The organism is Vibrio sp. V42_P2S4T144, assembly GCF_009904715.1.
Lineage (GTDB): Bacteria > Pseudomonadota > Gammaproteobacteria > Enterobacterales > Vibrionaceae > Vibrio > Vibrio alginolyticus.
This window is the reverse complement of record NZ_WXWS01000574.1, coordinates 1-5371: the sequence shown is the minus strand read 5'-3', so window position 1 is coordinate 5371 and position 5371 is coordinate 1. Positions and strand designations below refer to the sequence as shown.

The following is a 5371-nucleotide window of genomic DNA, read 5'->3' as shown; positions in this document are numbered from 1 at the left end:
TTCTATGACTGAGTCTGCAAAAGATATTAATTCGATCTACTCTTCTTATAACTTAACTCAATACACGTATATTGAAACAACAGAAAACGAGTCTTACGTACAAGTTAAAAATAAGTGGCAAGTCTTCAAAGCCAACGGTGCTCGTAATGTTCTATCTTTGGTACGTAATACGCAGAAAAATTCAGAAACGGAAGCGATATGAAGCGCCTTCTATTTGTTAGTTTAAAAGGCGGCTGTGGCTCAACGACCGTCGCTGCGAATTTGGCACAAGCGTTAGTTAAGATAAATAAACAGGTACTGGCCATTGAGGTGGTGCCTAATAGTTTACTGCAAGCTCATCTTGGCTTGCCGAGGGAAGAGCAAGGAGGCTGGGCGAAACAACTTCTTTTAGATAAGCCTTGGACCCAGGCTGGTTATGAAAGCCCACAAGGTGCACTTTTTTTACCGTTTGGCCATCTGAATTCTGAGCAGTTAAAAGCGTTTTTTAATGAGCGTTCTCACTATCTATCAATGCTAGGTGAAATGACGTTGCAAGTGAGCGAAAACCGTGGTGAGCAGTGGCTGCTTTTTCACGCCGACTTAGCAGAGCTTACTGATCCTGAAGTGCGATCTTTTGTCGACTCAATGGATATGATTGTGGTGGTGGTAACGGCAGACGCCCTGAGTTATCTCACTCTTCAATCTTGGCTACAACATGAAGAGCTATCGAGATTGCTTCGCTCTGACAAATTACGTTTTTTGGTGAATAAGTATCAGCCAGAAACCGAAATTGGTCGTGATTTCATGTTGGTGCTGAAAAAGGAACTTAGCGAATCCTTGATTCCTGTTTCGATTCATCGAGATACGGCATTGCTTGAATGTGTGGCAAACCTGACGACCGTTCAACACTATTCGCCATCGAGCCAAGCCGCAAAAGATTTTCAGTCTTTTGCTTTTTGGTGTGTATCAGCGTTATCAAGCGCTCAGGACCAAAGCTAATTTATGCGAAGTCTTAATCTGATTTTCCAACGTTGGGTAGTGGATCAATTCAGACTGCAGAAGAACGCTTACGAGCAAGCCTGGAATTGTAAAACAAACTGGGTTGGTGAGTGTGCTTTGTCTTTTTGGTTTTCATTGAGTTTTGTATTTTTAAAGCCGGTTATTTCGGGTGTTCCCTCATGGAAACTGCCTTTGGTTTACTATCCAAACGTTAATTTTGCTGCGCCAAGATGGTTTGATCCTGTACGTTTTATTATCCAAAGCGTGTGGTTGCTTTGCTTCAGGCAAAACGTAAATACAGCATGGTCCAAAAAAACCAGCAGCTTAGCGATGACTTTAGCCGAGCAAATTCGCAATGCGTTCTACTTGCCATTTGAAGTGGTTGCAAAAGGCGTCCGCTGGTTAGAACAGACAGCGAACAACATCAAAGATCCACAAGTTCGAGAGCGTATTAAAGCAAGTAAGTCCGCGATGGCGTTGAACTACACTTTGCTGTTTTTCGTGGTGTTAATCGCTTTGCTTTGTTTTACGGTGCCATTTGGTTATCAGGCTCAGACTGTCTTTGTGCTGTTACTCTGGGCATTAGCGATGATGGTCCGTCGCATGCCGGGTCGTTTTCCTACCATGCTTTTGATCATCTTGTCGGTTACGGCCTCATGTCGATACTTGTGGTGGCGTTATTCGTCTACCCTGAACTGGGACGATCCTGTTGCTTTGTTTCTAGGGGGCGTTTTACTTCTAGCTGAGACGTATTCTTGGATTGTGCTGATGCTTGGCTATTTCCAAAATATCTGGCCATTGAATCGCAAACCAGTATCGATGCCACCGGATCAGTCAACTTGGCCAACCATTGACTTGATGATCCCTACTTACAACGAAGATCTCGATGTTGTGAAAGCGACGGTTTATGCCTCGTTAGGTGTCGATTGGCCGAAAGACAAACTTAACATCCACATTCTGGATGACGGCAAGCGTGATAGCTTCCGAGATTTCGCCAAAAGTGTAGGGGTGAACTACATCCGCCGCCCAACGAATGAACATGCGAAAGCCGGTAACATTAACTATGCGTTGAAGCAGACCAGCGGTGAGTTTGTTGCGATTTTTGACTGTGACCATATTCCTACACGAGCATTTTTTCAGCTCACAATGGGGATGTTCCTGAAAGATCCAAAGTTGGCGCTTATTCAGACGCCGCACCATTTTTTCTCACCGGATCCTTTTGAGCGTAACTTATCGAACTTTCGTAACGTGCCAAACGAAGGCAACTTGTTTTACGGCCTGATTCAAGATGGTAACGACTTATGGGATGCGACTTTCTTCTGTGGCTCGTGCGCTATTTTACGTCGAGAGCCTTTAGAGGAAGTCGGTGGTATTGCAGTCGAAACCGTGACGGAAGATGCGCACACGTCTCTGCGCATGCACCGTTTAGGCTATCGTTCTGCATATCTTAAGCAGCCGATTTCTGCTGGTTTGGCGACAGAAACATTGTCTGCACATGTTGGGCAACGCATTCGTTGGGCTCGCGGGATGGCGCAGATATTTAGGGTAGATAATCCATTGACTGGAAAGGGGCTTAAGCTCTCTCAACGGCTTTGTTACGTCAATGCCATGCTGCACTTTCTATCTGGTATCCCGAGGATTGTATTCCTGATCGCACCCTTGGCTTATTTGTTGCTGCATTCCTACGTGATTTATGCACCAGCGCTGGCGATCATTTTGTACGTATTACCCCACATGATTCACGCCAGCATGACCAACTCTCGTATGCAGGGTGACTACCGTTATTCGTTTTGGGGTGAGGTATACGAAACCGTGCTTGCTTGGTATATCGCAAGGCCAACAACGGTGGCTTTGTTTGCGCCCCATAAAGGGACATTCAACGTAACGGCAAAAGGCGGTTTGGTTGAAAAGTCTCACTACGATTGGGTGATCTCTCGACCATATTTGGTTTTGGTTGCACTCAACATTTTGGGCTTCGCTGTAGGGATTTACCGAATGGGGTGGGGGCCTCAAAATGAAATCGGTACAGTTATCGTGAATCTCGTATGGACGATGTACAACCTGTTGATTTTAGGTGCTGCCGTTGCGGTTGCAGTAGAAGCTAAACAAGTGCGAAAAGATCACCGAGTAGAGGTGGCGATTCCTGTCGCGGTTAGGCTTAATTCTGGGCATTTAATACAAGCGCAGATGAAGGATTTCTCTTTGGGGGGCGTGCGCATAGAAATTGACGGGGTCGATGAACCAACCTGTGCTTACTTACTCGGTCAAACCTTAGAAGTGATCCTCAATCGAGGTGGCCAAGAATTCGTGTTCCCTATGACGGTTGCCTATGCTCATAAGGGGATATTTGGTTTACAACTCAACGAATTGTCTCATCAACAACGAATCCAATACGTCCAATGTACATTTGCACGTGCAGATACATGGGCGAAATGGCAACAAGGTTATCAATCAGATAAACCTCTATCGAGTATGCAGGCTGTACTGCAAGTCGGCTTTAATGGATACAAACGCTTGCTGCAACATTGTCCTAAGTTTGTTCAGGTCAGTGTGAATGCACTTTTATTTTGTATCGAATTTATTTGGTCACTAAGACCTCGTTATGTCCCAATCAGGACCTCAAGTCATGCTAAATAATAAAAAACTAACAGCGTTGACAACGGCTATCACTCTCATGTGTATGTCGTGCAGTCTCGCGGCACAAGAAGTAAGTCAGCAACAAGCAACGCCTTTGGCACAGCAAGATGCTGAAGATTCGACCGTGTTTAAGCGCGTCATCCCATTTAGTCAATTAGGTTACAGTGGTTCAATTGCTATCCAAGGTAGTGAGGCCAGTGCTTATATTGGTTTCGGTTCGCGACTCGATGAGGTGGTATCTAAAGCAACGTTGCACTTTGATATCACACCTTCGCCAGCGTTGCTCTCTTTGGTTTCTCACGTCAAAGTGTATTTGAACAACGAACTTATGGGAGTAGCGTCAATCGTCGATGGCCAGCAAGGCAAAAAGTTGAGCTTATCTATGCCGCTGGACACTCGTTACTTTAGTAATTACAACCAAATTCGCTTTGAGTTAATAGGGAATACTCAGAAAGACTGTGCTAATCCCAATGACTCGAGCATTTGGGCTGAGATTAGCCAAAGTAGTCGAATTGAGATGCTTGCTCAAAAGACAGTGCTGGAAAGTGACTTGAGTTTGTTACCGGCTCCTTTTTTTGATGTCCGTGATTTCAGCCAGTTAAATCTGCCTGTCGTGATGGGTAGCAAATACGATTTAGATGATGTCAAGGCTGCCGGTGTCTTGAGCTCTTACTTTGGTGCTCTTGCGGGTTGGCGTGGTGCTCAATTCCCTTTTAGTGTCGACACGTTACCTAAGCGCAACGCCATTGTCTTTGTTACCAATGACAACAAACCTGAGTTTCTGAGAGATTTTCCAGACACGGATGGCCCTCGTCTTCAAGTCATCACTCATCCAACAGACCCGTACGTGAAGTTTCTTCTGGTGACAGGCCGTGACAGTAAGGATCTTAACATTGCGGTGCAAGGTTTGGCGTTGGGAAACCAACTTCTTACTGGACCAATCGCGAAGATTAATGAAGTCAAACAAATCAAACCACGAGTCCCGTACGATGCGCCAAACTGGGTGAGTACGGCTCGTCCTGTTGCATTGTCTGAGTTAGTCGAACAAAAAAGCATGCTGCAAGTGGAAGGCCGAACGCCTCCACCAATCAACGTAAGTTTGCGTTTACCACCCGATCTCTTTACTTGGCAAAGCCGTGGTATACCGATGGATCTTAACTATCGTTATTCACCGCCTGCTGCGGATCATTCCGGCTCTCGTCTGACTTTGAGTATTAATGACCAATTCATTGAGGCGTTCAACCTAACCACAAAAGGTCAAGGTGGAGAATCTAACCGTATACGTGTTCCTTTGTTAGATGATGGCATTCTAAGTGGTGATACGTTTGTTCGCATTCCGGCTTTTAAGGTGGGTAGTCAAAACCGAATCGAGTTTGAGTTTGGTTTTGCGTCGGTGACTGATGGGCAATGTCAGGTGACGCAGCCAAGTAAGCAATACGCGGTCATTGATGGTGACTCTACGGTTGATTTTAGTGGTTTCCCTCACTACATCGAAATGCCAAATATGCGCGCTTTTGCTACTTCTGGCTTCCCTTACACACGCATGGCCGATTTGTCAGAAACTGCGATTGTTGTTCCAGAGAGAGCTCCAAAAGAAGTGTTGCAGACCTTCTTAAACGTCATGGGCTCGTTAGGAAGTGATTCTGGGTACCCAGGTATTCAGGTGCTTTTGACAGATAAATGGAATGCTGAGCAACTAAAAAATAAAGACATCCTGACGATTGGTGTTGTGGATGCACTAGAACAAGCCGCTAAT

General features: G+C 45.4%; 4 protein-coding genes. All 4 read left to right on the top strand.

What is annotated here, in order from left to right; genetic code table 11:
* On the top strand, nt 1-202 hold a 202-nt coding region (locus CAG68_RS22420), incomplete at its 5' end, for a hypothetical protein (protein WP_237667900.1).
* On the top strand, nt 199-978 hold the full coding sequence (gene bcsQ, locus CAG68_RS19020; protein WP_005382068.1) for a cellulose biosynthesis protein BcsQ: 780 nt from the start codon (nt 199-201) through the stop codon (nt 976-978). The genes CAG68_RS22420 and bcsQ, both read left to right, overlap by 4 nt.
* Nucleotides 979-981: 3 nt before the next feature.
* Nucleotides 982-3615, top strand: a complete 2634-nt coding sequence (gene bcsA / locus CAG68_RS19015) for a UDP-forming cellulose synthase catalytic subunit (RefSeq protein WP_053303302.1) — start codon at nt 982-984, stop codon at nt 3613-3615.
* The coding region (gene bcsB, locus CAG68_RS19010) for a cellulose biosynthesis cyclic di-GMP-binding regulatory protein BcsB (protein WP_161441511.1) at nt 3605-5371 on the top strand (1767 nt) is incomplete at its 3' end. The genes bcsA and bcsB, both read left to right, overlap by 11 nt.